Here is a 26326-nt window from a genome sequence, read left to right as displayed (position 1 = left end):
AAATTAAGTGGTTGCGGAACACATATCGAACATATAGTGTCCGTTCATGATTTGTTTCGAGTGCTGATGTCTATCATGGGAGTCAATGAGCTCCCGGTTCATGTCTCGGAATCGAACGACACCATCCATCGGGGGACTGCTCGAGATGCTCACGCGCAAACAGTACGAACTTCTGCGTTTCATCAATGAACGGCTGAAAGAAGCCGGCGTACCGCCCTCCTTCGACGAGATGAAGGATGCGCTGGATCTGCGTTCGAAGTCCGGCATCCACCGCCTCATCACGGCCCTGGAGGAGCGTGGCTTCATTCGCCGCCTGCCCAATCGCGCCCGCGCCATCGAGGTCATCAAGCTACCCGAGCTTTCCGGAAACGGCGCCGGCGGCAGCCGCCGCGGCTTCACGCCGAGTGTCATCGAAGGCACGCTGGGCAAGGTCCGCAGCAGCACCGTCAGTTCCGAGGATGACGGCAACCACCCGGTCGCCGTGCCCGTGATGGGTCGGATCGCGGCCGGCACGCCGATCGAAGCCTTGCAGACCCGCAGCCACACCATCAGCGTACCGCCTGATATGCTCGGCTCCGGCGAACATTACGCGCTCGAGGTGCGCGGCGATTCGATGGTGGACGCCGGCATCCTCGACGGCGACATGGCGCTGATCCAGCGCAACGAAACCGCCGAGACCGGTGATATCGTAGTGGCGCTGATCGACGAAGAAGAAGCAACGCTAAAACGCTTCCGCCGCCGCGGCGCGTCGATCGCGCTGGAACCGGCCAACACCTCCTACGAAGTCCGCATCCTGCCGCCGAACCGGGTCAAGATTCAGGGCAAGCTGATCGGGCTTTACCGGAAATACTGAGCCAGCATTGGCCTCAAAAGCCTGTCATTAGACCTGATCCGGATTGAAACCGGTTTGGGTTTAATGGCGGACAGGTGAGGTATCGGGGTCACGCCGATTCAGTGATTTGACCGCAGGGCTTTGCGTCGCCTCGCAACAGACGAGGCGCAGCCCGATCGATCAAATAAACGTATTTGTGATCAGGTTGGTTGGCTGCAGCCGCATAATTGCCTCCAAGCAGGCAAAAACTCACACACTACTGTCCACTCTGATAGAGGCCTGCGCCTCTAAGCGGCGCGGGTTGGCTATCTCTAACGAGGAGCAATCCGATGTGTGACTATAGCCTGCACGCTGTCGCAACACGCCCCGCCAGGGTTGGAGAGACCCTGATCTCCACGACATTCCCTGGAACTTCGACTCGCGGTTTCGCCTCCGAAAGTCAGCCCGCGGTGGCGGTCTGCATGCTTCCGGGGACCGAACTGGCGTTCGCCGAAAACGTCAAATACGACAACCGATGGATTTGGACCAAAGCAGTCAATTTCAGAGTGGGAAAATTCGGCGTGGTCGACCCCGACCTTCCCCATCGTCATCATGATGCGATCGAATTCCCGGACGGAAGCCGTGTCCTGGTGACGCTGCTCTGTGAAGGGCAGCGGGTGACCGTGCTGCAGCTGCCGGTGGTTCATCAGGCTGCCGAGCCCACGCACGCCACTGCCGGCACGAACGCCTCAACGCCGGTCTCCATTGGTTGAAGTGGTCCGGTATATTCCCGCCGGTTGCGGCCGGCGGGGCCCGACCAGATCACGGAACATCAGCAGATACCGTCATACCGAACTGTACGAGTAGCGTCATGGATCGTCGGGACAGCGCACGGATCGAAGAGCGAAACAATCTGAAACTGGCGCTGGCGACATTCGCTTTACAACTCGATGCCTTCGAAATGCGTGTCGGCGGAGGACCTTCCAGGGCGGGCATCAAGCGTGAAGGTTCTGCCCTGCCCGCTGATCTCAGGCACGAGGTTCAGGAGGAGAACAGGGGTGCCCGTCGATAAGGTCACGTGGCATCAAGTTGGACGGGTGGCCGAACCGGGCCGCTACATGTTTAGATTCGGCTGGCTCACGGTATCGGCGGAAGATCTTGCGGTCTGGGAGCAATTCCCGCATGCGGCGTTTACGCTGGTCAGGACGCCGGCCGCGAAAGACGATGATGAGTTTCACCTCGGCGCGTTCGAATTGAGAGAAGATGCCTCACACGGTGAGCAATGAGGCCGCGCCCGTCCGGAGGCGCGCCTTGCGAAGCCAGCTCACTCCTCCGTTTGCAAATCGGCCTCCGAGGGCGTCGCATCGATCGTGCGCGGAACGGCGGGATGCACCAGGCTCGGTTCAACCTCGTCGTCACCCGCAACCGCAGGCGACCATGGCCGGTCGAAACCTTTTGGTTTGACGGCATCGACGACAAACCCGTCGCGCGTTCGCCGCAGCGCCAGCGCTCCCTGCCGTCGCAGGCGATCCGTCGTGATGACAGGCGAGGCGCATGTGGACGGCGGCTGCCTCGCCGTCACGATCAACGTTGCGCGCTCGCAATCATCGGCCAGCGCCTCGGGCCGCAGCGCCAGCGTGACGAACGCGCCGCCGGCCATCTGCGTCACACATCCTGCATCGTCGCATGAGACGCCATCCGCGAGCGAAGGGGCCACCGGCAGCCGCGCATCGGCATCCGCGGCCAGCCATTCCTTGATCAGAAACGCATCCTTGGCACTCCGCATCAGATGGAGCTGCCCGTCCTTGCCGCGGACACCGACATTGTGACCGTCACCAGAGATCAGGATATCCGGCTGTGGAACCGCCAGCGCCCAAGCCGTCGCCAGCAGCAGCACGATGGCGCCGGACCAGCGCAGCGGCGTCCGCAACAGCCCCAGCAAAATGATCCCGATGCTGGCTGCGATCAGCGGACCGATGCCAAATGCCGTCATCCGCCCGATGGCGCCGGGGAGTGCGGCGACCCACTCAGTCACCACGATCATCCAGTCGATCCCGATCCCCATCAGCCACCAGAACACGCCGTCCAGACCGAACGGCATCGCGAGCAGCCCGAGCATGCCCGCCGGCATCACCACCGCCGATACCACGGGCATCGCCGCCAGATTGGCCAGCACGCCATAGGGCGTCACCCGGTGAAAATGAAACGCGGCATAGGGCGTGGTCGCCAGCCCCGCCACCAGTGACGCCAGCGTCAGCGTCATCAACTCCCGCCCGCCCCAGAGCGCCACCTTGGCGGTGACGGAGTTGTCGGGCGAGGCAAACAGGCGGGGCATGCCGATCTGGATCAACGCCACCAGTCCCAGCGTGGCCGCGAACGACATCTGGAAACTCGGGTGCACCAACGCCTCCGGCGCGAATGTCAGCACGATCATCGCGGCCACCGCCAGCGTCCGGAACGTCACCGCACGGCGGTCCACCATCACCGCGATCAGCACCACGGCCGTCATGAAGAACGACCTTTGGGTCGCGACGTCGTTGCCGGACAGCAAAAGATAGAATGCCGCAGCGGCCAATGCTGCGGCCGCCGCCCATTTCTTGATCGGAAAGCCCGTCGTCAGCACGGGGAACAGCGCCAGCAGCGCGCGGATCGTAAAGAACACCACGCCGGCCACGACCGCCATGTGATAGCCGGAGATCGAGAGCACATGTCCAAGGCCGGAAATGAACATCGCATCATTGACGGGCGTCGTGATCGCGTCGCGACGGCCGGTTAGCAAAGCGGTCGCGATCGCCCGCTTGTCGCCATCGAGCGTGGTTCGAATGCGGGCGTCGATCGCATCGCGTAACGCCTGCATGAATGCGGCGTAGCGTAACGAAAGGCCGCCGCTGACCGGCGGCTCGACGGTCTTGATGGCGCCCGTGACGAAGCCGGAAGCGCCGATGCCCTGGAAATACATGTCGCGGCCGAAATCGTAACTGCCGGGCCGCAAGGGTGCGAGCGGTGGCTGCAACCGCGCTTTCAGTTCGACAAAGCTGCCGACATCGGGCGCAGCCCCCTTTCGCACCGACAGGCGAACGCGTTTCAGCTTTGTCGATGAGCGCGGCGCGTCCATCTGCGTGACCCGCAAGACGAAACGGTCGGTGCGCTCGCGTATGTCGCGCGCTTCGACGAAGCCCGAAAGCTGAACCGAATACATCGGCCGCGCCAGCACGTCATGGGCGATCAGGGCCGTCTTCCACGTTGCCGCGGCGAAGCCTGAGGCCATTGCGGCAACCATCACAGCGACGGGAAATATCTTTTGCCGACGCAGCAGAAAAGCCACGGCGCACAGCGCTGTCGCGGCGACGGCGGTGACCCATTCCACCGGCTCATGGTCGGCGGTGAAATAAACCGCGATTCCGACGCCGAATGCGACGGGCACCCAGGGCAGCAACCGGCCGGCGCCGGCTTCCGCAGCGATCCATTCGCGCAGCTTCGCGATGATGGACGACCATACGTCGAAACCGGAAGGCGCATAGGCGCCGGCCGGCGCCGCGTTACGCGGCGGCCAGGTCCCGGCAAAACCCTGCGTCCGGCCGGGAGCCCTGCCCCGCTCTGCCATGCGGTTACGCCTTACAATCCCGTTAGGACCACAATGCTACCGCAAGGTTTTGCCAGTCGGATAGCGGAACGGATAGAGAATCACGTCTAACCCCGCAGTCGCCTCCAGCCTCAGGACCAACCTTCGTGACCGGCCCCGAACTCAAAAAACTTCGCAACGATCTCGGTGACGCGATCGGCAAACCCTTGTCCGCCGCCGACATGGCGAAACTCTGCGGCCTGGCACCCGGCAGCGGCGGCGACACGATCCGCAGATGGGAGGTCTCCGGTCCTTCAGGTCCGGCGGGGGAATTGCTTCGCATCCTGGCGATGGCCAGCGACCGTTACCCGATCCTCGAAAACTTCAATGTGTTCGACCGCTTCAACATTCCGCAAAAAGAGCGGCCGGCGCGCCGCGCGGAGTTCCGCGAGCAGATGCGCAACGAGATTCGCCGTCGCCTCGGCTAATCGCGTCTCTTGAATTTGTTCGCCGCAGCATTTTCGAGCGAAGCCGATGCTGGCTCGCACGAGATTATCCACTTATCCACCGTATCGATGCGCGCAGCACAGCTCGTTGATCCCAAACGCTTGCGTGCTGAGCGACGTTGCGAGACACTTGCGATGGGCGGATCGAGTGCGGGCTATGAACAAATCGGATGCGGGTTTCGATTACGACCGCTATCGCAGATTGCTGGCTGAAGCGGATAGCGAGGTAAAGCGGCTCGCCTTCATTAATTTATTGATCGACGAAAAAGCCAAGGACAAGCTCGCGCTCGATTCCATTCGCGCGACGCTGGTCGGCATGGGAATAACAACACCACCGCGAGCGGATTAGTTCGAGCTACGAAGCGGAATTGGATGGCGTAGGAGTCGACGCCATCGCGCGTTAATCAAAAAAATATTTGGGGAGATACAATGCGGATTTTTGGAATTGCAGCGCTTGTGATTGCACTGGCGTCGGCCTCCATCCCCGTACAGGCGCAACAACCCGATCCGCATCCCACAACGATCCGCGCCAAGCTCAAGGCGAAATATCTCGAAAAACGCGACCGGTTCATGCACCGGGTTAAGGACGTTTACTTTGCCGTCGGCTGCAAGGTGCTGGCGCGCGAGGCCGGGATTCTCCCCTTGACCAGTTCCGAATCATATCTCGCCTATATCGGCGATCAGACGATCATCGACACCAGGGATGAAAGCCTGCGCCAGGCGGCCATGCAGGAGGGGCTGGATCGCGCCGCTCGGCCCGGCGAGTGCGACTACTACCGCAAACATCCTGAAGCAGCCGAAGCCCTGCGCCACGCCGCGGCAGACGCGAAGCGCTAGGTCCGACCTCGCCTCAGCCCTTGTCCTCAGTTCTTGCCACCGACTTCCTTGGCAAAGGTGTCGCGCAAGCCGATGGTCCGGTTGAACACCAGATGATCCGGCGTTGAATCCTTGTCGCGTACGAAATAGCCCTGCCGCTCGAACTGCACCGGTTCTGACGAGTTGCTTTCCGCAATTGCGGGCTCGATCCGCGCGTCGGCAAGAATCTCGAGGGATTGCGGATTGAGATCGGCGACAAAATTGGCGGCATCCGGCGTCGGATTGACGAAGAGCTGATTGTAGATGCGGATCTCCGCGGGCTTCGAGTGCGCCGCCGACAGCCAATGCATGGTCGCCTTGACCTTGCGGCCGTCGGGCGCGTTGCCGCCCTTGGTCGCGGGATCATAGGTGCAGCGCAGTTCGACGACCTCGCCGGCGGCGTTCTTGATGACGTCGTGGCATTTGATGAAATAGGCGTAGCGCAACCGCACTTCGGTGCCCGGCGAGAGCCGGAAGAATTTCTTCGGCGGATTTTCCATGAAATCGTCGCGCTCGATATAGAGCTCGCGTCCGAAGGCGATGCGGCGCGTACCTGCCGCGGGATCGTCCGGATGATTGATCGCTTCGAGCTGCTCGCTCTGGCCCTCCGGGTAATTCTCGATCACCACCTTGAGCGGCCGCAGCACCGCCATGCGCCGCAGCGCGGTCCGGTTGAGACATTCGCGGATCGAGAATTCCAGCATGCCGACGTCGACCACGCTGTTGGCCTTGGCGACCCCGATGCGCTTGACGAACTCGCGGACCGCCGCCGGCGGCACCCCGCGCCGTTTCAGGCCCGCGATGGTCGGCATGCGCGGGTCGTCCCAACTGGCGACGTGGCCGTCGCGCACCAGCATGGTGAGCACGCGCTTCGACAGCAGCGTATAGGTCAAATTCAACCGCGCGAATTCGTACTGGTGCGGCTTCGACGGCACCGGCAGCTTGTCGAGCAGCCACTCATAGAGCGGCCGGTGATCCTCGAATTCCAGCGTGCAGATCGAATGGGTAATGCCCTCGATCGCGTCGGACTGGCCGTGGGCGTAGTCATAGCTTGGATAGATCGACCATTTCGTTCCGGTACGCGGATGGTGGGCATGCAGGATGCGATAGAGCACGGGGTCGCGCAGATTGATGTTGCCCGAGGCCATGTCGATCTTGGCGCGCAGCACGCGGGCGCCGTTGGGGAACTCGCCCGCCTTCATGCGACGAAACAGATCGAGGTTTTCCTCAACGGAACGGTCGCGGAACGGACTGTTCTGGCCGGGCTCGGTCAGGGTGCCGCGGCGGGTGCGGATCTCGGTCGGAGACTGGTCGTCGACATAGGCGTGACCAGTCTTGATCAACCCCTCTGCCCACTCGTAAAGACGATCGAAATAATCCGATGCGTAAAAAAGATCGGATCCCCAGTCGTAACCGAGCCAGCGCACATCGGCCTGGATTGAATCGATATATTCCTGCTCTTCCTTGGTCGGGTTGGTATCGTCGAACCGGAGGTGGCAACGCCCCGAGAACTCCTGCGCAATGCCGAAATTGAGCGCGATCGACTTGGCGTGGCCGATATGCAGGTAACCGTTCGGCTCCGGCGGAAACCGCGTCACGATCCGGCTGTGTTTCTTCGAGTCGAGATCGGCCTGGATGACGTCGCGAATGAAATCGCGGCCTGTCTCTGTCGTTACCGGTTCTGCCGTCATTCCTGTTTCCTGTTCGGAGGTCAGTGGACCTTCTGCCAAATTCGCCCGGGGGAGCCAAGCCCGCTTTGTCCAGCCGAGACCAGACTGCCCAAAACCACTCAGTTCAGGACCACCCAGCTTTGGCTTTAGTTATGTTCCGTTCCTGCTATACACCACCGCGCCTTGCGCATGCCCTCTTTGTCCGCGACCCGCTCCTGCCATGACCGATTCCGTTATCACCCGATTTGCCCCCTCGCCGACCGGCTTTCTCCACATCGGAGGAGCCCGCACGGCGCTGTTCAACTGGCTTTATGCGCGCAAACACGGCGGCAAGATGCTGCTGCGAATCGAGGACACGGATCGGCAGCGTTCGACCAAGGAGGCAATCGATGCCATTCTGGACGGGCTGAAATGGCTCGGTCTCGATTGGGATGGCGAGGTCATTTATCAATTCAGCCGCGCCGCGCGTCACCGCGAGGCGGCCGAGCAATTGCTTGCCAGCGGCAAGGCCTACCGCTGCTACGCCACGCCGGAGGAACTGACCGTGATGCGCGAAAAGGCGCGCGCGGAGGGCCGCACGAGGCTCTATGACGGCTCGTGGCGCGACCGCGACCCGTCCGAAGCCCCGTCCGGAATGCTGCCTACCATCCGCCTCAAGGCGCCCCAGACCGGCGAGACCGTGATCGAGGATCAGGTCCAGGGCCGGGTAGTTTGGCAGAATGAGAACCTCGACGATCTCGTGCTGCTGCGTGGCGATAGCACTCCGACCTATATGCTTGCCGTGGTGGTCGACGACCACGATATGGGCGTCACGCACATCATTCGCGGCGACGATCACCTGATCAACGCGGCGCGCCAGAAGCAGATCTATGACGCGCTCGGCTGGGACGTGCCGAACATGTCCCACATTCCTTTGATCCACGGACCCGACGGGTCAAAGCTCTCAAAGCGCCACGGCGCGCTCGGGGTAGATGCCTACCGCGCCATGGGATATCTGCCGGCGGCGCTGCGCAATTATCTGGTCCGGCTTGGCTGGAGCCACGGCGATCAGGAGATCTTCTCGACCCAGGAGATGATCGACGCCTTCGATCTGTCGGGCATCGGCCGCTCGGCTGCACGGTTCGATTTCGCCAAACTGGAAAACCTCAACGGCCACTACATCCGCCACGCCGACGATCAATCTCTCGTGACCATGTTCGAGGACGTGCTGAACTACGTCCCCGGCGGCCTCGACCTGAAGGCGAAGCTCAACGACACCACACGCGCGCAATTGCTGCAGGCGATGCCGAGCCTGAAGGAGCGCGCCAAGACGCTGATCGAGCTGATCGATGGGTCGTATTTTATCTTTGCGGACCGGCCGCTTCAGGTCGAGCCGAAAGCGGCGGCGTTGTTGACCCCGGAAAACCGCGAGCTGATCGGCAAGCTTCGCACGGCGCTCGCGGCCGCCACGCCGTGGACGGCGGAAACCACCGAGGCCGCCGTGCGCGGCTTTGCCGAACAGAACAACCTCAAGCTTGGCGCCGTCGCACAGCCGCTGCGCGTGGCACTGACTGGACGCACCACCTCGCCGGGCATATTCGACGTCCTGGCCGTGCTGGGATGCCAGGAATGCCTTGCCCGGCTTGGGGATCAGGCGGCCTCCTAAGGCTGCGGCAGCCCCTGCAGCGGTCGATCTTGCAGTGCACAGGGCAATACGCTACCCATTTTCGTCGGCGCTACTAGACAGTCCGACCTGCCTCGCCATCTTCCTGTAGAACAGCAGGACCGGCCCGGCTTTCGCAACGATCTCATCGGGGAATTCACGATGGACGCAAAATCCAGCACCAAAACCGCAACACTAACGGTTGGCAACAAGACCTACGATTTTCCCATCCTAAGCGGCACGATTGGGCCTGATGTCATCGACATCGCCAAGCTCTACGCCCAGGCCGGGATGTTCACCTATGACCCCGGCTTTACCTCCACCGGCAGTTGCCAGTCCAAAATCACCTATATCGATGGCGACGCCGGTATTCTGGAATACCGCGGCTATCCAATCGAACAGCTCGCCGAGCACGGCGACTTCCTCGAGACCTGCTATTTGCTGCTTTACGGGGAGCTTCCGACCCCGGCACAGAAGAAAGATTTCGACAGCCGCGTGATCCATCACACCATGGTTCACGAGCAGATGGCCCGGTTCTTCCAGGGTTTCCGCCGCGACGCCCATCCGATGGCGATCATGGTCGCTGCGGTTGGCGCGCTGGCCGCGTTCTACCACGACTCTACCGACATCAACGATCCGCAGCAGCGCATGATCGCCTCGATGCGGATGATCGCGAAAGTCCCGACCCTGGCGGCGATGGCCTTCAAATACACCATCGGTCAGCCCTTCATTTATCCGAAGAACTCGCTCTCCTTCTCCGAGAACTTCCTCAACATGTGCTTCGCGGTGCCGTGCGAGGAGTACAAGATCAATCCGGTGCTGGCCGACGCGCTCGACAAGATCTTCATCCTGCACGCCGACCATGAGCAGAACGCCTCGACCTCGACGGTGCGTATCGCAGGCTCGTCAGGCGCCAATCCGTTCGCCTGCATCGCCGCCGGCATCGCCTGCCTGTGGGGACCGGCCCATGGCGGCGCCAACGAAGCCGCGCTGGCCATGCTGGCCGACATCGGCACGGTCGACAAGATCCCCGAATTCATCAAGAAGGTAAAGGACAAGAACAGCGAAGTCCGCCTGATGGGCTTCGGACATCGGGTCTACAAGAACTACGATCCCCGCGCCAAGATCATGCAGAAGATGTGTCACGCCGTGCTGGCGGAAACCGGCCACGGCGACGATCCGATGCTCAAGGTCGCGCTGGAACTGGAAAAGATTGCGCTGCACGACGAATACTTCATCGAACGCAAGCTCTACCCGAATGTCGACTTCTATTCAGGCATCACGCTGAAGGCGATGGGCTTCCCGACCTCGATGTTCACCGTGCTGTTTGCGGTGGCGCGCACCGTCGGCTGGATCAGCCAGTGGAGCGAGATGATCGAGGACCCGCAGCAGAAGATCGGCCGTCCGCGCCAGCTCTATACCGGCGTCGCGCGTCGCGATTACGTCGATATCGCCAAACGCAAGTAACAAGCGCCATTGCTGCGAAGGATCAAAAGCCGGGTGCGATCATCGCATCCGGCTTTTAGTTTGCCCGGCGGGATTTCCGCATGGTCGCCAAAATCAGGTCGGCGGCGCGCCCGCTTGGCGGCTGGTCGCCGGTCGACATGATCGCGTCGATCCTTGCAAAGGCTTCGACTTGCCGCCGCCGTCGCGGCGAATCCACAAGCATCTCCCGTAACGCCGGGACCAGCTTTTCGGGCGTGCAGTCCTCCTGGATGAATTCTGGCACGACATTCTCGCCGATCACCAGATTTGCCAGGATGACAGAACTGACGCGGATCGCGCGGCGCACCACCCACGCCTCGATCGTACCTCCCCTGTAAGCCGCGACCATCGGCACGCCGGCGAGCGCGAGCTCAAGCGTGACCGTGCCTGACTTGACCAAAGCCGTATGCGCAATCCGGAACGCGGCCCGCTTTTCCTGTTCGCCAACGACGATGCGGGGCTGGACCGGCCAGCTCTTGACGCTCTCGCGGACCGCATCCTGCAAATGCGGCATGGTGGGGAGGATCAGTTCAAACGGCACGCCTTGCGCACTCAGCCGGCCCAGTGTTTCGCCGAAGATCGCCATGTGGTGCCTGATCTCGCTGCGGCGGCTTCCCGGCAGTACCAAAAGTACGGATGGCGCTTCGTCCCGGCGTTTTTGCTCGTCGATATCAGGCCGAAGGGTGCCGAGCTGTTCGATCAGGGGATGACCGACATAGCTGCATGGCGGGCCGTGAAGGCTGCGATACGCCTCCGGCTCGAACGGCAGCAAGGCGAGCACATGATCGACGTACCGGCGCATCGCGCGCGCCCGGCCGGGCCGCCAGGCCCAGACCGATGGGGAGACGTAGTCGGCGATCGGTATCGAGGCATCGCGGGCGCGAACGCGCCGTGCCACCCGATGGGTGAAATCGGGACTATCGATGATGATGAGGATATCGGGCGAGGCCTGTATCACCGCGTCGGTAGTTTGGCGGATCAGCCGGAGGATCTTCGGCAGCTGCTTCACCACCCCCGCCAGTCCCATGATCGAAAGCTCTTCAATCGGGAACCGTGAGGCCAAGCCCTCCTGCGCCATCGAGCGACCGCCGACGCCCTCGAACTGGACGGCACCGCCGAGGCGCTGGCGCAGCACCTTCATCAGGCCGGCGCCGAGCCGATCCCCCGACTCCTCGGTTGCGATCAGGAATATCTTTCGCGCGACGCTCTCGGTTACTGCCGTCTGCATCACGCTGGCAAACCGGTCACGAATATCCCGGAGGCGTCCGCCCTCTCGATCACGGCCTGAGGTTCGGCCACGATCGTGTTGCCGGCAGCGATCGCGATCCCGGCGAGCTGAGCTGCCGCCGCGCCCTCGACGGTACGCGGCCCCATCGTCGGTAGATCAAAACGCAAATCCTGCCCGCTCTTCGGCGCCTTCACCAGCGCGCCGCGCCCGGCCTTGGCCCGAATACGTCCCTCCGCGCGAAGTCGCGCCACACGGGCCAAGAGCCCGTCGGTGCCCTCGATGTCCTCCACCCCGACCACGTGACCGTCAATCACCACAACGGCCTGGCCGATGTCGTAGGGACTGAGCGCCCGCAGCACCTCGCGTCCCCTCGCGATATCAGCGCTCGCGTTTTCATCAGGCATCGCGCGGGTCAGGCACCCCTCGGGCATCAGGAGATCGGGGGCGACATCCTTGATCCCCACCATACGAAAGCCGTCCCGTTCAAGAATGCCGCCGATGCCGGACAAGAGATGATCGTCTCCGCCGCGGAAAGCCTTCAGCACGCGCGGGATGATGCGAAGCGTACCCCAGTCGAGGCGAATTTCGGATAGCGCCGGCCGCACCAGCGTGCCGATGAAGACGAGATCGCGGCAGTTTTCCGCGCGAAACAGGCTAATAGCCCGGCCGTACTGGCCGACCGAAATCCAGTGATGACGAAAGCGTTCCACCCGCGCGGGATCGCAGGCGCCGCGCAGCGGAAACAGAACGGGATGGACGCCGCGTGCGACGAGGGAATCAGCGACTGCGAATGGCATCGCGCCACCTCCCGCAACCAGGCCGACCGGCGATGAAATTTCCAAAGCCTTGTCGGTCATGGCTCTGGCCGCCCCATCGTCAATTTCCGTTGCCGTCGCCGTCCGGCAGACAGAGTGCGCGATGTTTGGCCTCGGCGATGAAGGTCAGAATCTCCGCAATCGCAGGATCTTCAGGCGCCAGAGGCTGCACCGCGGCGAGCCGTTCGGAAAAAATGCCGGGTCCATGAAACAGCTTTTGATAGAACGACCGCACCGTCGCGAGCCGTTCACGCGTGAACTTCCGCCGCTTCATGCCGACGATGTTGAGGCCTTCGAGGCTCGCATACTGGCCGTTGACGAGACCGAACGGAATCACGTCTCCGCGTACGCCGCAGACGCCGCCCACCATCACTTGTGATCCGATCCGCGTGAACTGATGCACCGCCGACAACCCGCCGATGAAAACGAAGTCGCCGATTTCACAATGACCGCCCAAGGTGGCGGATGTTGCGAAGATCACATCATTGCCGACCTGGCAGTCGTGACCGACATGGCTGCAATTCATGAAGTAACCGCGATCCCCGACCCGGGTAATGCCGCCGCCGGCGACGGTTCCGGCGTTCATGGTCACCTGCTCCCTGATGGTGCAGCCCTGACCGATCTGAAGCCTGGTGAGTTCGCCGCGATAGCTCAGCGATTGCGGCGGCGTGCCCAGCGAGGCGAACGGGTAGATCGTGCAACCGTCGCCGATAGTGGTTTGCGCGGTGATGTGTACGTGTGCGATCAGCTTGCAGTTCGCGCCGATCACGACGTCGGGCCCGATGATGCAATAGGGCCCGATCGAGGTCCCCTCACCGATTACAGCCCCATCTTCGATCCGCGCGGTGGGGTCGATCATGCTCATCGAATGGTCCGGTGCCAGCCAGTATCGTTGGTTACGAATGTGTCGGGATTTTCTGCTGGTTAGCGCGGCACGACGGTACTGTCTAGTGACGTCTGATTACCCAGTATTTCAATCGTTTGGATGCGAAAACACCGAGGTCCGGCTGCAGTCATCGGGTCGCGTACATTTGTCCCGTTCGGCTGGAAATCGTATACGGCTCACGACCGAGGCAAGCGATCAGCTTGCTTCTCCGTCCGTGATCAGTCGGTCAGCATTGCGCCAACGTCGGCTTCGGCGACAATGGCACCATTCACTTTGGCATCGCCGTGAAACCACCACATGTCCTTGCGCTTGCCGATCTTGCGCATGTGGTACTCGATCGTATCGCCGGGCATCACCGGCTTGCGGAATTTGCATTTATCGATGGTGAGAAAATAAACCGCGCGCGGTTTCTCGGTGCCTTGAACCGAGAGGATGCCGATGACGCCGGCAGTCTGCGCCATGGCCTCGATCATCATCACCCCCGGATAGACCGGACGGTCGGGAAAATGGCCCGGGAATACGGGCTCGTTGAAGGTCACGTTCTTGATGCCGACACCGCTGTAATCGCTGCGGATATTGACGACCCGATCGATCAGCAACATCGGATGACGATGCGGCAGTGTCTTGAGGATCGTATTGATATCCACGGCCTCAAATAAGATCGGCGCTTCCTCCATCACTCCCGTCCCTCGCCCTCCGGATCGGCCGTGCCATCGCGCACCAGGCGCGCGATCGCAATGATCTCACCACCGCCCGCGAGTCCTGTCTGGGCCACAAGCAGACAATGACCGCCGATGATTGCAGTGTGGCCGATTTGGATCTGGTTGTCGATTTTGGCGCCGGCTTCGTCAAGCGAAACCGGCTCCCCGGCCTGTTGGCCGCCGCGCGGTGCATCAAATGAACGCAGCTCCATCAGCGTGGCGATATCAGCCACCGCCGATGGAGGCGGTTTGAAAAACACCGACTGCGGCACTCCGCCCGTCGCGATCCAGCCGGAAGCTAACCTCAGAACGAGGTTCCGCCGCCAAACTTGAATTCCTGCACGACGTCGTACTTGCCCTTGGTGATCGGCACCGCGTAATCGAAGCGCAGCGGTCCGAACGGAGACGCCCAGATCAAGCCGACGCCGACCGAGGTTCTGATGACGTTGGTATCGTCGAACACCATTCCGCAATTACAGGGTTTGCCGTTGACCAAACCGTTGACTTCACCGGTGGCAGCCCAAGTCGTCGGTCCCTGATAATCCCACAGCGATCCGGCATCAGCATAAACCGCGCCCTTGAGGCCGACTTCCTTCGGCAGGAACCAGAACGGATACTGCATTTCGAGCGATGCGCCCCAATACTTGGTGCCGCCCAGCGCGTCGCCGCCGCCGGTATACGGGAAGAAGGTCAGATCGCGCGGACCGATGCCGTTAGGCGCAAAGCCGCGGACCAGATTGGGCCCCATCTGGAATTGATCGAGCATGCGGAGCTGGGTGCTGCCGACTTGATTAAGAATACCGCCCTGAAGGTGGATCAGCCCGACGATATCGGCAACCAGCGGTGCATAGTATTTTGCGTCGATCGCGGACTTCAGATAGCTGACGTCACCACCAACACCGGCGAAGTCCTGTTTGAAATCAATGAGCAGGCCGTCTGTCGGGTTCTTGTTGTTGTCGAGCGTGTTGTAGTCCAGCGAATAACCGACCGACGAAACCCATTCCGCGCCATTCGCCAGTTCCTGCCGAACCGGCAGCGACGATTCGCCGTCAGACAAACAGCCCGGCAACAGACCAGCCTGGGAATTTCCGGTGGGATCGACGCCATTCAGGACCTGGCTGATATAAGCCGGCGTCGGGAAGAAGGCCGGCCCGGCCAGGTTGTTACAATTGTCGAGCTGGTAGGGCAGCGAAATTTCTTGCTGATAGAGCGAATATCGCAGCTGCAACGACAAATCTTCGCGCAACGCAAATCCCAGCCTGGGCGAGAAGCCGATGGTCCTGGTGCCGTACGAGATATAGTTGTTGGCGAGTTGCTCGCGGTAGAACACGTCAAGTCCCGCCGCGACGCGGTAGTCCAGAAAATAGGGCTCAACGAACGATAGCGAGACGCCGCGCGCATACTGCCCATAGGTCACCGATGCTTTCGCGAACAGGCCTCGGCCTAGGAAGTTACGCTCGGAAATGCTCACCTCGGCAAGCGCGCCGTCGGTGGTCGAGTAACCGCCCGACACCGAGAAGTCGCCGGTGGATTTTTCCTCGAGATCGACGTTGAGAACCACGCGATCGCTCGAGGAGCCCGGCTCCGTCGTGATCTTTACCGTCTTGAAGAAGTCGAGGTTCTTCAAGCGCCGCTCGGCGCGATCGACCAGCGCGCGGTTATACGCGTCGCCTTCGGAGATATCGAACTCACGACGGATGACATAGTCGCGGGTACGGGTGTTGCCGCGCACGTTGATGCGCTCGATGTAAACCCTGGGGCCTTCGTCGATGGCAAACGTGATGGAAACGGTATGCGCGTCGAAATTGCGATCGCCACGCGGATGCACGACCGCAAAGGCATAACCTCGTCGCGAGGCCTCGATCTGCATTTCCTCGACGGATTTCTCCAGCGCTTCAGCGTTGTACAGGGACCCGACATAGACGTGCGAGAAGCTGGCCAGCGAATTTCCGTCAAGCGTGGCAATGCTCGACTGGAAATTGACCGACGCAACCCGGTATTGCTGCCCCTCTTCGATCTTGAAGGTGACCAGGAAGCCTTTTTTATCCGGGTCATATTCGGTCAGGGCGGCAACCACCTGAACGTCGGCGAAACCGTGCTTCAGATAATAGCGGCGAATCAGGTCGCGATCGGCCTCGACCCGGTCCGGATCGTACACGTCACCGCTCCCGAGGAAGCTTAGCAGATTCGATTCGCGAGTCTTGATGATGTCCTTGAGGCGATACGACGAATAGGTGGTGTTACCGATGAACTCGATCGACTTGACGCCGGTTTTCGGGCCCTCGGTGATCGTAAAGACGAGATCGACACGATTGTTCGGCTGCTCGATGATTTCGGGATCGACGTGGACGTCATAGCGGCCGGAGTGACGGTAGACTTCGGCGATACGCTGGGCGTCGGACTGAACCATCGGACGCGACAGCGTTCCGCGCGGCTTGGATTGGATTTCGGCCGAAAGTTGCTCGTCCTTGATCTTCTTGTTGCCTTCGAAGGCGACGCGATTGATCACCGGGCTTTCGACCACGGTCACCACCAGATGACCGCCTGCCTGGTTGATCTTTACATCCTGGAACAGGCCGGTTTCGATCAGGGCCTTCAGACCGTCATCGATCTGTGCCTGGTCGAGATGTCCGCCGGGGCCCGACTTGAAATACGAACGGATAGTCTCGATTTCGACGCGCCGGTTGCCCTCGACCTGGATCGTAGAAACCGTCTGGGCGGCAGCAGGAGACGACGCAAGCGCGACCGCCAGCGTGGCAGCGACCGGCGTGGCAAACAGAATCAGGGCGGCCAGCAGTCCCCCCCGTACTCGCATTCCAAAATTCATGCGCAGCGCGCCCTTGTCATTCCAGTGTCGGCTCGCACCCCTACGAACCGACAGAATCCCATTTGTTGCCACGCTTGTAGACAATTTCGCTGGGTCGGCAAACGTCCTATCGCGCTGCATTTTCATTTTCGTTCCAAGACGTTGCCTATCGGCCACGCCCATCAAATAAGGCATCATGACGCGGCCAGGTGCAGAATGTCGTTATAGGTGGCGAACACCATCAACATGAGCACCAAACCTAGCCCGATTCGGAACCCCATTTCTTGCGCCCGATCCGACAATGGACGGCCGCGGACAGCCTCAACGGCGTAGAACAAAAGATGACCGCCATCGAGCAGGGGCACTGGGAACAGGTTGAGCAGTCCAATCGAGATCGAGAGCACCGCGGCGAGATGGATCAATGCCGCAAGGCCGATGGAAGCGACCTGCCCTGAAATTTGCGCGATCCGCAGCGGACCGCCGACCTGGTCGGCGGCCTCGCGACCGGTAAAGACCCCGCCGATATAGGCGAGCGTCCGGTCGATCACGAACCAGGTTTCCTTGACGCCAAGCCACAAGGCGGTGGCCGGATTTACCCGCTCGGTCGTCACGTCACCAGGCGAGGTTGCGCGGGTGATTCCGAGCACGCCAATCCGATGGGCGTTTCCGAACGGGTCCTTCACTTCCTTGAGTTCCGGCGTCCCCTGCAATTGCACGGTGGAATCGCCGCGCTTGATCGTGAACGAGAGTTGGTCGCCGGCGTTGATGCCTACAATCCGCTGCATGTCGGAGAAGCTTTCGATGGCTTCACCGTTGATCGCGGTCACCACGTCGCCGACCTGGAAGCCGGCGGCCGCCGCGGCGCTGCCTACTTCCACCTTGTCGACACGCGCCGACGTGCTCGGCTTGCCAAAGAACGTGAACAGACCGGTGAAGATCACGATCGCCAAAATGAAATTGGCGATCGGACCGGCCGCCACGATGGCGGCGCGCGGCCCGACCTTTTTATGATGGAAGCTGCCAGCGCGCTCTTCTTCAGTCATGGCGGACAGCGTTTCGGACGAGGGCGTCGACGCCTCGCTGTCGTCGCCGAAGAACTTGACGTAGCCGCCAAGCGGAACAGCGGAGATTTTCCAGCGTGTGCCGTGACGATCGTTGAAGCCGACGAGTTCCGGGCCAAAGCCGAGCGAGAAAGTCAGCACCTTCACGCCGGCCCAACGCGCGACCAGGAAGTGGCCAAGTTCATGAAAGAAGACGACGATGGTCAGGACGAACAAAAAGGGGATGATGTACCCGATGAACCCATGGCCCAACGTATTGAAACTATGCAGAAAAAACTCAGACATCCGTTTCCCCTCACCCAGAGCCCGAAGCTCTGCCCCGACCGTCTAGGATGCCTTTGCGGCAATTTGAGGCAATAGGGTGGCAGCCCTATTTCGCGCGCTATGGTCAACGTCGATGGCGTCGTCTGCCGATGTCAGCGGCGCCAGGTTGCCGGAGCGTATCCAGGCATCCATCGTCGCCTCGACCAGCCGCGCGATCGCGCCGAATCTGATCTTGCCAGCGATGAAGGCTGCCACCGCCACCTCGTTGGCGGCGTTGTAGACCGTGGTCGCGCCGTTGCCCGTCCGCAGCGCGTCATAAGCCAGCCGAAGCCCGGGAAAACGGCCGAAGTCCGGCGCCTCGAAGGTCAGCTGCCCGATCTTGGCGAGATCAAGCTTCGCGGCCGGGCCGACAATTCGGTCGGGCCATCCGAGACAGTGCGCGATCGGCGTGCGCATATCGGGCGCTCCCAACTGCGCGACAACCGAACGATCGGAGAATTCGACCATGCCGTGGATGATCGACTGCGGATGCACCAGCACGTCGATCTCGTCCGGGGCCAACGCAAACAGGTAGGAGGCTTCGATAACCTCGAGCCCCTTGTTCATCATCGAGGCCGAATCGATGGTGATCTTCTGTCCCATGCTCCAGTTCGGATGCTTCAGCGCCTGCGCCAGCGTCGCCTGCTCGATATCGGCGCTGGCCCAGGTCCGGAACGGGCCGCCGGATGCCGTGATAATGACGCGAACCAATTCCTCCCGATTGCCGGATCCGAGCGCCTGAAACAGCGCGTTGTGTTCGGAATCGGCCGGCAAGATACAGGCCCCGGCCTTGGCCGCGCGCTCCATGAAAAAATCGCCTGCGCAGACGAGGCATTCCTTGTTGGCGAGCGCAACGGTTGCGCCCCGGTCGACGGCTGCGAGCGCGGGCTTCAGTCCAGCCGCGCCGCTGACGGCGGCCATGACCCAATCCGCCGGACGCGATGCGGCGTCGATGATCGCGCTCTCGCCTGCCCCGCATTCGGTGCCCGTCCCGGCCAGCGCGTCTTCCAAATCTTCCAATAGATTCGGGTCGGCGACGGCGACAAAGCGTGCGTCGAACTCTTTCGCGAGCTTCGCCAGCCCCACGACGTTGGTGTTGGCCGTCAGGGCCTCGACTTGATAGCGATCAGGCGACGCCCTCAAGAGGTCCATCGTGCTGTCGCCGATCGAGCCGGTGGCACCGAGGACGGTTACGGCACGTACGGCGGATGCCGCGGCCTTGCTGTTACGCAACGGAACTGCGCTCATATTTTCACCAAACCATAAGACCGCGGCCGACGCCATCCACGCCACCGCGCAAAAGCCCGAAAATCGCCGCCAGGACCACCGCGGCAACGAATCCGTCAAGCCGATCCAGCACCCCCCCATGGCCGGGGATGATGTGGCTGGAGTCCTTGACGCCGAAACGCCGTTTTACTGCCGATTCAAAGAGATCGCCGAGTTGGGACGCAATCGAGAGAACCGCCCCCAGCAACAGCAACGGGCCGGTACGGCCGAGGCCGCAAGCCGCAAATCCCGCGGCAACCACGATGCTGGCGGCAAAGCCGCCGACGGCGCCAGCCCATGTCTTGTTGGGGCTGACCCGCGGCCAGAGTTTCGGTCCGCCAATACGGCGTCCGGCAAAGTAGCCGCCGATATCGGTCGCCCACACCACCAGAAGGATCAGGATCAGCGCCGAAAATCCCCTGGTCGGGTCGAGACGCACCAGAATCGATGCCAATTCGGCAGCAGCCGCATAGCCAAATCCGGCCGCAGCCCAGATCCGACGCTCCGGCGAGAGCAACCCAACAGCCAGCAGGCCAAGCACCAACGCAATCAGCAAGGCCTCGATGCGTCCAAGCGCGAGCGACCAAGCGCCGAGCGCAAGTGCAATGACGCCTGACGCAACCACCGGCTTGCGGTGTGCCTCACCGATGATCGCCAGCCATTCCACATAGAGACCGACCGCAGCCAGCGTCACCAGCGCGGTCCAGAACCATCCGCCAAGGTAAGCCAGTGCCATCGCGGCAGGTGCAAGCACCAGCGCGGCGATGATGCGCAGCAGAAGGTTACGTGCGCCCTGTACCGCCACTGCCGCCGGCGCGGCTTCGCCCTCGGTCACGATCCGGTTTTCGCAGCCAGACCACCGAAACGGCGCTCCCGCCTGGCGTATTCGGCGATCGCCCCTTCAAGCGCAGCCTTGTCGAAATCCGGCCAGTGGATCGGCACAAACACCAGTTCGCTGTAAGCCGCCTGCCACATCAGGAAGTTCGAAAGCCGCTGCTCGCCGCTGGTACGAATGATCAGGTCGGGGTCTGGAATATCGGGTGCGTCGAGGTGCTGGCCAAGCGCATCGGCGTCGATCGAAGACGCTTCACGCTTTCCTTCCGCGACCTCGCGCGCAAGCCGTTGCGCGGCGTTGGCGATCTCCTGACGCGAACCGTAGTTGAATGCGACGACAAGATTGAGCTTGGTATTGGCCTTGGTCAGCTCTTCGGCTTCGTTCAGCAGCGCGCAGATATCGGGTTCCAACCCATTGCGCTCGCCGATGACGCGCACCCGCACGCCGTCGCGATGCAGCGTCGCCAGATCATTGCGGATGAACCGCTTGAGCAGGCCGAACAAATCGCCGATTTCGGTCGCCGGACGCGACCAGTTTTCCGAGCTGAACGAGAAAATCGTCAGATGGAGAATGCCGAGTTCGGAGGCTGCACGAACGACGCAGCGCAGCGCCTCGACCCCGCGGCGATGCCCCTCGGCGCGCGGCAAACCGCGGGCGGCGGCCCAGCGGCCGTTGCCGTCCATGATAATCGCCACATGCAGAGGACCATCGGTTCGATCCGATCCTTCGGTTGCGTGGGCGGCGGCATTCGACATCGGTCAATCCCTGCAGCGTTTTCGAGCGAAGCGGACACCGGTTCGCGTGACGAAAACGCGTCAAAACAAGATGGCGCTAAACGGTGAGGATTTCCTTTTCCTTGGCCGCCAGCAACTGATCGATCTCGGAAATCATGCCGTCGGTTGCCTTCTGCACATCAGCGGCCAGACGCTCCTGATCGTCCTCGGAAATTTCATGGTTTTTCTCAAGCTTCTTGACAGTGTCGAGACCGTCGCGGCGGACATGCCGCACCGCGACCTTTGCGGCCTCCGCGTATTTATGCGCCACTTTCACCAGTTCCTTGCGGCGTTCTTCGTTGAGCTCGGGAATGCGAAGCCGAAGTACTTGGCCTTCGGTGGCAGGGCTCAAGCCAAGATTGGAATCGACGATCGCCTTCTCCACCGCCTTGACCATCGACTTGTCCCATACCTGCACCGAGAGCAGACGCGGCTCCGGCACGCTGACGGTCGCAAGCTGATTGAGCGGCATGTGGCTGCCATAGGCCTCGACCTGCACCGGTTCCAGCATCGAAGCCGCGGCGCGACCGGTCCGCAAGCCGCCCAGTTCGTGCTTGAGCGATTGGGTAGCGCCCTGCATACGGCGTTTCAATTCGTTGAGGTCGAAACCAGGTGTGGGCATAACGCTCTCCCCTTCTTCTAGACTGGCCGCCGCCATTAACCCAGCTGGCGGCCGACACTTACCAAGCCGTCAGCCGGCAACGATGGTACCGTGACCTGTTCCGCGCAGAATAGCGCCGATCGAACCGGGTTCGGCGATCGAAAATACGATGATAGGCAGCGACGTCTCGCGGGCAAGCGCGAAAGCTGTCGCATCCATAACCTTGTAACCGCCTTCGATCGCTTGTGAATGCGTCAAACGCTCAAACCGCTTGGCGGACGGATCCTTTTTGGGATCGGCACTGTAGACACCATCGACATTGGTAGCTTTCAGCACGGCATGGGCGCCGATTTCAGCGGCCCGCAGCACCGCCGTCGTATCGGTGGTGAAAAATGGATTGCCGGTTCCACCGCCAAGCAGCACGATTCGGCCCTCGGCGAGGTATTTGTGGGTCGCGGCCCGGGTGAACAATTCGCAAATCTGCGGCATGACGAAGGCCGACAGCGTTCGCGCGGGCGAACCCTTCCGCTCGATCGCGGCCTCCAAGGCCAGGCAGTTCATCACGGTCGCGAGCATACCCATGGTATCGCCGGTCGGGCGCGACACGCCCCGCGACGAGACCTCCACACCGCGGACGATGTTTCCACCGCCGACCACGACCGCAATCTCGCCGCCGAGCTGGCGCGCCGCGATCAGGTCGCCGGCGATCCGGTCGATGGTGGGCTGGTCGATGCCGAACGGGTGCGCGCCGGCGAGATACTCACCCGAGAGCTTGATCACCACACGACGATAGACCGGCTCAGCCATGATGCGATCGCCTTCCTTGCCCGTGCGCCGCTCCGGCGCCATCGCGCCGGAAGATTACTCCCGGCAGTTACTTCTTGCCGCTAGCCGCCGCGACCTCGGCTGCGAAGTCGGATTCCTGCTTTTCGATTCCCTCGCCCAGAGCATAGCGCACAAATCCGGTAATCTTCACCGGCGCGCCGATCTTGCCCTCAGCTTCCTTTAGCGCCTGGGCAACCGATTTGCCGTTATGCTCGGCATGAATCGAGGCCTGCTCCAGCAGACAGACTTCCTTGTAATAGGTCTTCAAACCGGACTCGACGATCTTTTCGATCACATTCTCAGGCTTGCCCTGCTGACGGTATTTGTCGGCTAGCACGTCCTTTTCGCGCTTCACGACGGCGGGATCGAGCCCGGCCGGATCCAGTGCCTGCGGATTGGCCGCCGCGACATGCATCGCGAGCTGCTTGCCGAGGGTCGCCAGCTCGTCGGCCTTCCCGGCCGATTCGAGCGCCACGATCACGCCCATCTTGCCGGCGCCTTCGATGACAGCACCATGCACGTAGCTCGATACCACACCCTTGCTGACTTCGAGCGAAGCCGCCCGGCGCAGCGTCATGTTCTCGCCGATGGTCGCGATCGCATCCGAAATGGCAGTCTCGACCGTCACGTCGCCGACCTTCGCGGCCTTGATCTTCTCGATATCGGCGCCGCTGTGAAGCGCGACCTGCGCGACCATCTTGACCAGTCCCTGGAACTGCTCATTGCGCGCAACGAAATCGGTCTCGGAATTGACCTCGACCACCACGCCCTTGTTGGCCGACGTGACCGCGCCGATCAGGCCCTCAGCCGCAACGCGGCCGGCCTTTTTCGCGGCCTTCGACAGGCCCTTCTTGCGCAGCCAATCCTGCGCCGCCTGCATGTCGCCGCCACTCTCGGTGAGCGCTGCCTTGCAATCCATCATGCCCGCGCCGGTCGACTCGCGGAGGTCCTTGACCATCGCTGCTGTGATCGTAGCCATCGTTGAACATCCTTTTTGCCTGCCAAGACGACCGCGACGCGGTCTTTCGCCTCGCCGTCGTCAGCCACAGGGAATGTCGTATTGGAGACGGAAGCGATGGCCGGAATGATCCGGCCAACGCGATTACCTTATTCGGCTTCGGCGGTCATTGCCTTGGCCTGGGCAACCCAGGCGTCGGCCCGGCTCGGAAGTCCGACCTCTTCGCCGATCTTGTGCGCGGTGGCGTGGTCGAGCTCGGCCAGCTGCCAGTAGTGGAAGATACCGAGGTCGTTGAACTTCTTCTCGATCGCGCCGGACACGCCGGTGAGCTTCTTGAGATCGTCCGCGGCACCACGCGGACCGGCAAGGCCCTGGAAGCCGGTCGGCTGCGGAGCCGCCGCCGGAATTTGCTCGCGGGCCGGATGAGCCGATGCGCCGATGTCGATGCCGGAATCACCCTGAGCGCGCGAGATGCCGTCGATGGCGGCGCGGGCGACCAGATCGCAATACAGCGAGATGGCGCGGCCGGCGTCGTCATTGCCCGGCACCACATAGGTAATGCCCTTGGGATCGGAATTGGTGTCGACAATGGCGGCAACGGGAATGTTGAGCCGTTGCGCTTCCGCAATCGCGATGTCTTCCTTGTTGGTGTCGATCACGAAGATCATGTCGGGCAAGCCGCCCATGTCCTTGATGCCGCCCAGCGAACGATCGAGCTTGTCGCGCTCGCGCTGCAGCGTCAGGCGCTCCTTCTTGGTGTACTGCGCGCCCTCGCCGGAGCCGAGCATTTCCTCAAGCTGACGCAGGCGCTTGATCGAGCCGGACACCGTCTTCCAGTTGGTCAACGTGCCGCCGAGCCAGCGGGAATTGACGAAATACTGCGCCGAACGCTTCGCAGCCTCGGCGACGCCATCCTGCGCCTGCCGCTTGGTGCCGACGAACAGGATACGGCCACCCTTGGCGACGGTATCGCTGACTGCCTGCAGCGCGCGATGCAGCAACGGCACGGTCTGGGCGAGGTCGATGATGTGGATGTTGTTGCGCGCACCGAAAATGTAATCCGCCATTTTCGGATTCCAGCGGTGCGACTGATGGCCAAAGTGAACGCCAGCTTCAAGCAACTGACGCATAGAGAAATCGGGTACCGACATGATCTAATTCTCCGGTTGGTTCCTCCGGAAACGTGTGAGCAGACGAGCCTTATGGCCCGGTTGCCACCGGACGGCCTTTTAGAGCCATGTTTCCGTGTGAGATGGCGCGGTATATAGCGCGATTTTCACCAGAAGCAAGGAATTCCGGCTGGTGTTATGGGCCAGACAGGCTTTGCCGGTCGGACGCAAGCGTGCCCTTTTGGGGCGTTTTGCCTGAGGATGCCGGTATTTTACAGGGTTTCCAGCCCTACCATCGCGTTTTGGCTGTCGTGATCAGATCGGAGGATGTCTCGCCGAGGCCGAATCGACGCGCGAAGCGCCGGCATGCAGACGGATAGGCCGCCTATCGCAATCCATCGCCATGGGCCATTCGATCGCCCTTCAATCCTGCCGCGACCAGGGCGCCGGCGATAGCCACGCCGATCATCTGGATGTCGGCGGCCGCCGCCCAGCCATAGGAACTGGTGAGTAGTCCCAGGATATAGCCAGCGCAGGCGGCCGAAGCATACAAACTGGTGACGAAAATGCCGGAGGCCCGGCTCGACAGATGCGGCTGCACGGCCTTGATGTGATAGCCGGCGATGTTGACGTAGATGGTGCCGCTGACGACCAGCCCCCAGACAAACGAGAGCGCAGCCTGCGGCACGAAACCGGCCACGCCATGAAACAGCAGATAGCCAAGCACGGCGGCGATCAGAAAGCTGGTGCATAGAACCGCCTTGGGCGAAAACCGGTCGCCGAGCCAGCCGCCGCCAATAGAGGCCAGCACCCCGAGCCCATAGATGCTCATGACCGAGCCCGTCGCCTGCGGCGTGTATTTGAGACCTTCTCGCAGATAGGTCGGATAGAGGCCGAGATAGCCATAGATGATCAGACCACCCAGCACGCTGATGACGGTGAGCAGCAGCGTATTGCGGTTACGCAGGGTAGCGGCGCCGCCAACGACGCCGCGCCTTGCATTGACGCCGGTGGCTTCGCTGAACCACGTCCTCACACCGACGAGAATGATGATGATCGCGATGAAGCCGAAAGCTGCGAAGACATACATCGGCACGCGCCAGCTTTGATACTCCATCAAAAGATGACCGCCGAGCGCCGGTCCGATGATGGCACCGACGCCAAAGGAGAAGTTGACCGACCCCACCGCAGCGGCGCGATAGCGGGTGAAGGAACCAGCTGCGATCGCAAGCAAGGCCGTCAGCTGCATGGCTTCGCCGACGCCGGTGACCGCGCGGTAGAGCAGCATGTCGAGGAAGCCAGCCGAATAGGCCGTCAGCGCTGTGCCTGCCGAGAAAATGAAGATGCCGATTAGAAGCACGGACTTGCGCGAGAAGCGGCCGAGCAAATATCCCGCCGGCAACCCCGCCAGGGCCATGCCCAGCGTAAAAATGGTAGAGAGCAGTCCGGCGTCGGCGAGCGAGAAGCCGTACTCGCGCCGCACGTCGGTCAACAACAGCGGAAAGATCTGCCGATCCATCGCGTTGATCGCGTAGGAGGCCAGCAACACCGCGAACATCACCATCGCGGTAGCATGAGAACTCGCCGCATCGGTCTTCTGCGCTACAGGCTGGTCCATCTTTCCTCGG

General features: G+C 61.8%; 25 protein-coding genes and 1 pseudogene. 9 read left to right on the top strand and 17 right to left on the bottom strand.

Annotation, left to right across the window (positions count from 1 at the left end; translation table 11 throughout):
* The first annotated feature begins 145 nt into the window (after positions 1 to 145).
* The 4 genes from lexA (at position 146) to BLV09_RS05520 (ending at position 2097) form a co-directional block, all read left to right on the top strand.
* Positions 146 to 853, top strand: a complete 708-nt coding sequence (lexA, locus tag BLV09_RS05530; RefSeq protein ID WP_100382015.1) for a transcriptional repressor LexA — start codon at positions 146 to 148, stop codon at positions 851 to 853.
* A 308-nt stretch (positions 854 to 1161) separates the two neighbouring features.
* Complete coding sequence (locus tag BLV09_RS05525; protein WP_146686565.1) at positions 1162 to 1584, top strand: hypothetical protein; 423 nt, start codon at positions 1162 to 1164, stop codon at positions 1582 to 1584.
* Positions 1585 to 1682: 98 nt separating this feature from the next.
* Positions 1683 to 1883 (top strand): hypothetical protein, encoded by a 201-nt coding sequence (locus BLV09_RS36990; RefSeq protein ID WP_100382017.1) that lies wholly within the window; start codon positions 1683 to 1685, stop codon positions 1881 to 1883.
* Positions 1870 to 2097: a hypothetical protein gene (locus tag BLV09_RS05520; RefSeq protein ID WP_146686564.1), complete on the top strand. Its 228-nt coding sequence runs from the start codon at positions 1870 to 1872 to the stop codon at positions 2095 to 2097. Before BLV09_RS36990 ends, BLV09_RS05520 begins: the two co-directional genes overlap by 14 nt.
* Positions 2098 to 2135: 38 nt before the next feature.
* On the opposite strand, the gene BLV09_RS05515 is transcribed toward BLV09_RS05520, so the two are convergent.
* On the bottom strand, positions 2136 to 4415 hold the full coding sequence (locus BLV09_RS05515; protein ID WP_146686563.1) for a ComEC/Rec2 family competence protein: 2280 nt from the start codon (positions 4413 to 4415) through the stop codon (positions 2136 to 2138).
* A 125-nt stretch (positions 4416 to 4540) separates the two neighbouring features.
* Between BLV09_RS05515 and BLV09_RS05510 the strand changes: the two genes are divergently transcribed.
* The 3 genes from BLV09_RS05510 to BLV09_RS05500 all read left to right on the top strand — a co-directional run bounded on the left by BLV09_RS05510 (position 4541) and on the right by BLV09_RS05500 (position 5716).
* Positions 4541 to 4861 carry a helix-turn-helix domain-containing protein gene (locus tag BLV09_RS05510; protein ID WP_100382048.1) on the top strand — a complete coding sequence of 107 codons (321 nt, stop codon included), beginning with the start codon at positions 4541 to 4543 and terminating at the stop codon, positions 4859 to 4861.
* 175 nt (positions 4862 to 5036) lie between these two features.
* A complete protein-coding gene (locus tag BLV09_RS05505; RefSeq protein WP_146686562.1) occupies positions 5037 to 5228 on the top strand; it encodes a hypothetical protein in 192 nt (63 codons plus the stop codon).
* Between the two features lie 107 nt (positions 5229 to 5335).
* Complete coding sequence (locus BLV09_RS05500) at positions 5336 to 5716, top strand: hypothetical protein (RefSeq protein ID WP_146686561.1); 381 nt, start codon at positions 5336 to 5338, stop codon at positions 5714 to 5716.
* Between the two features lie 26 nt (positions 5717 to 5742).
* On the opposite strand, the gene BLV09_RS05495 is transcribed toward BLV09_RS05500, so the two are convergent.
* A complete protein-coding gene (locus tag BLV09_RS05495) occupies positions 5743 to 7425 on the bottom strand; it encodes a glutamine--tRNA ligase/YqeY domain fusion protein (protein WP_146686560.1) in 1683 nt (560 codons plus the stop codon).
* A 199-nt stretch (positions 7426 to 7624) separates the two neighbouring features.
* Here BLV09_RS05495 and gltX point away from each other — a divergent pair, with 199 nt between their 5' ends.
* The gene (gene gltX, locus BLV09_RS05490; RefSeq protein WP_146686559.1) at positions 7625 to 9049 is read left to right on the top strand and encodes a glutamate--tRNA ligase; all 1425 of its coding nucleotides are present in this window, start codon (positions 7625 to 7627) and stop codon (positions 9047 to 9049) included.
* A gap of 159 nt (positions 9050 to 9208) precedes the next feature.
* On the top strand, positions 9209 to 10513 hold the full coding sequence (gene gltA / locus BLV09_RS05485) for a citrate synthase (protein ID WP_100382053.1): 1305 nt from the start codon (positions 9209 to 9211) through the stop codon (positions 10511 to 10513).
* Between the two features lie 55 nt (positions 10514 to 10568).
* Here the strand turns inward: gltA and lpxB are convergent, their stop codons facing one another.
* The 15 genes and pseudogenes from lpxB to BLV09_RS05410 form a co-directional block, all read right to left on the bottom strand.
* Positions 10569 to 11759: a lipid-A-disaccharide synthase gene (gene lpxB, locus BLV09_RS05480; RefSeq protein ID WP_146686558.1), complete on the bottom strand. Its 1191-nt coding sequence runs from the start codon at positions 11757 to 11759 to the stop codon at positions 10569 to 10571.
* Positions 11759 to 12616: an LpxI family protein gene (locus tag BLV09_RS05475; protein WP_146686557.1), complete on the bottom strand. Its 858-nt coding sequence runs from the start codon at positions 12614 to 12616 to the stop codon at positions 11759 to 11761. Before BLV09_RS05475 ends, lpxB begins: the two co-directional genes overlap by 1 nt.
* 19 nt (positions 12617 to 12635) lie before the next feature.
* Positions 12636 to 13439 carry an acyl-ACP--UDP-N-acetylglucosamine O-acyltransferase gene (gene lpxA, locus BLV09_RS05470; RefSeq protein WP_100382056.1) on the bottom strand — a complete coding sequence of 268 codons (804 nt, stop codon included), beginning with the start codon at positions 13437 to 13439 and terminating at the stop codon, positions 12636 to 12638.
* A gap of 239 nt (positions 13440 to 13678) precedes the next feature.
* Complete coding sequence (gene fabZ, locus BLV09_RS05465) at positions 13679 to 14137, bottom strand: 3-hydroxyacyl-ACP dehydratase FabZ (protein WP_100382057.1); 459 nt, start codon at positions 14135 to 14137, stop codon at positions 13679 to 13681.
* Positions 14137 to 14301: pseudogene (locus tag BLV09_RS05460) on the bottom strand (UDP-3-O-(3-hydroxymyristoyl)glucosamine N-acyltransferase); the annotation flags it as partial. The pseudogene BLV09_RS05460 and the gene fabZ, both read right to left, overlap by 1 nt.
* Positions 14302 to 14465: 164 nt before the next feature.
* Entirely contained in the window at positions 14466 to 16988 is a 2523-nt protein-coding gene (gene bamA, locus BLV09_RS05455) for an outer membrane protein assembly factor BamA (RefSeq protein WP_100382058.1), read from the bottom strand.
* Between the two features lie 173 nt (positions 16989 to 17161).
* Positions 17162 to 18313, bottom strand: a complete 1152-nt coding sequence (gene rseP, locus BLV09_RS05450; protein WP_100382059.1) for an RIP metalloprotease RseP — start codon at positions 18311 to 18313, stop codon at positions 17162 to 17164.
* A gap of 42 nt (positions 18314 to 18355) precedes the next feature.
* Positions 18356 to 19579: a 1-deoxy-D-xylulose-5-phosphate reductoisomerase gene (dxr, locus tag BLV09_RS05445; protein ID WP_146686556.1), complete on the bottom strand. Its 1224-nt coding sequence runs from the start codon at positions 19577 to 19579 to the stop codon at positions 18356 to 18358.
* A gap of 4 nt (positions 19580 to 19583) precedes the next feature.
* Positions 19584 to 20432, bottom strand: coding sequence for a phosphatidate cytidylyltransferase (locus BLV09_RS05440; RefSeq protein WP_100382060.1), 849 nt, complete (start codon positions 20430 to 20432; stop codon positions 19584 to 19586).
* Positions 20429 to 21187, bottom strand: coding sequence for an isoprenyl transferase (locus BLV09_RS05435; protein ID WP_146686555.1), 759 nt, complete (start codon positions 21185 to 21187; stop codon positions 20429 to 20431). The genes BLV09_RS05440 and BLV09_RS05435 overlap by 4 nt, the downstream gene beginning before the upstream one ends.
* Before the next feature lie 76 nt (positions 21188 to 21263).
* Positions 21264 to 21827, bottom strand: coding sequence for a ribosome recycling factor (frr, locus tag BLV09_RS05430; protein WP_100382062.1), 564 nt, complete (start codon positions 21825 to 21827; stop codon positions 21264 to 21266).
* 69 nt (positions 21828 to 21896) lie between these two features.
* Positions 21897 to 22613, bottom strand: coding sequence for a UMP kinase (pyrH, locus tag BLV09_RS05425; protein WP_167559051.1), 717 nt, complete (start codon positions 22611 to 22613; stop codon positions 21897 to 21899).
* Between the two features lie 67 nt (positions 22614 to 22680).
* Entirely contained in the window at positions 22681 to 23610 is a 930-nt protein-coding gene (gene tsf, locus BLV09_RS05420) for a translation elongation factor Ts (RefSeq protein WP_100382064.1), read from the bottom strand.
* Positions 23611 to 23738: 128 nt separating this feature from the next.
* A complete protein-coding gene (locus BLV09_RS05415) occupies positions 23739 to 24740 on the bottom strand; it encodes a 30S ribosomal protein S2 (protein ID WP_100382065.1) in 1002 nt (333 codons plus the stop codon).
* 343 nt (positions 24741 to 25083) lie between these two features.
* Entirely contained in the window at positions 25084 to 26316 is a 1233-nt protein-coding gene (locus BLV09_RS05410; RefSeq protein ID WP_197685025.1) for an MFS transporter, read from the bottom strand.
* Positions 26317 to 26326 lie beyond the last annotated feature (10 nt).

It is taken from the genome of Bradyrhizobium canariense (assembly GCF_900105125.1).
In the GTDB taxonomy this organism is placed as follows: domain Bacteria; phylum Pseudomonadota; class Alphaproteobacteria; order Rhizobiales; family Xanthobacteraceae; genus Bradyrhizobium; species Bradyrhizobium canariense_A.
The sequence above is the reverse complement of the archived record's forward strand: the minus strand, read 5'-3'. Positions and strand labels throughout refer to the sequence as shown.